The 1140-nt window shown below is 64.4% G+C and carries 3 protein-coding genes; 1 reads left to right on the top strand and 2 read right to left on the bottom strand.

The annotated features are described in order from the left end of the window. Nucleotides 1-158: 158 nt before the first annotated feature. Both BQ17_RS07495 and BQ17_RS21610 read right to left on the bottom strand, forming a co-directional pair. Nucleotides 159-338, bottom strand: coding sequence for a hypothetical protein (locus BQ17_RS07495; RefSeq protein WP_089725766.1), 180 nt, complete (start codon nt 336-338; stop codon nt 159-161). Continuing rightward, the gene (locus BQ17_RS21610; RefSeq protein WP_176722339.1) at nt 335-586 is read right to left on the bottom strand and encodes a hypothetical protein; all 252 of its coding nucleotides are present in this window, start codon (nt 584-586) and stop codon (nt 335-337) included. Before BQ17_RS21610 ends, BQ17_RS07495 begins: the two co-directional genes overlap by 4 nt. Between BQ17_RS21610 and BQ17_RS07490 the strand changes: the two genes are divergently transcribed. Further along, nucleotides 560-988: a transposase gene (locus tag BQ17_RS07490; protein WP_176722338.1), complete on the top strand. Its 429-nt coding sequence runs from the start codon at nt 560-562 to the stop codon at nt 986-988. The two genes, BQ17_RS21610 and BQ17_RS07490, sit on opposite strands and share 27 nt — an antisense overlap. Nucleotides 989-1140: the final 152 nt, after the last annotated feature.

Below are 1140 nucleotides of genomic sequence, written 5' to 3'. Positions count from 1 at the left end.
CTTGATTTTCATGAGGATTCAGCTCAATTGAGAACGCCCTCTAGGTCAGCGAAACCAACCGCGTTCGGGCGCTCGACTTGGGTGAAGACCCCACGCTGGCGAGCAAGTTGGAGGAACTCAAGGCGCGCCAGGCCCGCCAGCAGGCGCAACGCAAGCAGCTAGAGGAAAGCGGTGAGACCCAGCGCTCGCGTACCGACCCCGATGCGCGGGCCTTGAACCAGGGCAACCAGCACGTCACCGGCGACAACGTACCAAGCGGTGTGGATCACAAACATAAGCTCATCGTGCATCACCAGGTCACCAACGCCGGCAATGATCAGAACCAGCTCAGCCGTCAATGCCGGGAGACCATGGCGATGCTCGGGGTGGAACCTTTACCGCGGTCGCCGATGCCGGCTACTCCAGTGAGGCCGAATTGGCTGCCTGCGAAGCGGCTGGGGCCACGGTCTAGGCCCCCATCCCGGATCAGCACCAGGCGGTTACCGGCCACGGCCGCCTCCGCGGCGAGCGGTTCTCGTACAACCGTACCCTTGATGTCGACATCTGCCCCGCCGGCGAGTTGCTCCCCCCGCGCGGTCAGCCGCATCAGAAGAACGGCACTCGGCGCACCGGCTACAGCCGCCCGGCCGGTCAGTGCCGAGCCTGCCCGCTGAAGGCGGTGTGCCGGCCCGACGCCGGCGGCGTGCACCGCATTTACCGCAGCGAGCACGCGGCGTTGGTTGAGGCCCAGCGGCAACGGATGGCCGATCAGGGGCCAGAGAAGATGCGTCAGCGTGCCGGTCTGGTCGAACATCCCTTCGGCACCCTCAAACGCTGGTTCGGCTGGGACCACTTCCTGGTGCGTAGCTACAACCTGATCCGGGTGGTCAACCGGCGCGGCGTGGGTGCGTTCCGAGAGTCTTGCGCCCGACGCCAACAGGCCAAGCCTGTCCAGGCCGTCGCGCATGATGACGCCTTCCGACCGCAGGATTTTGCCATTGGTCCGTAGTAGGTTGCGGGTGACGGAGGAACCCCGACGTCCTTTCCTTTCTCGGTAGCAGCGATCGAATCCCCTGCAAGGCAGTGCCATTAAGTTAAGCGTCACCGGCGCCGTTTGTGATTGGTTGATCCCTGTTTTCGTTCGCCCTCTCCCCAACCCCT

The sequence above is a fragment of the Candidatus Thiosymbion oneisti genome (assembly GCF_900092655.1).
In the GTDB taxonomy this organism is placed as follows: Bacteria; Pseudomonadota; Gammaproteobacteria; order Chromatiales; family Chromatiaceae; genus Thiosymbion; species Thiosymbion oneisti.
Note: the sequence above shows the minus strand (reverse complement) of the source record. Positions and strands in the feature narration are given on the sequence as shown.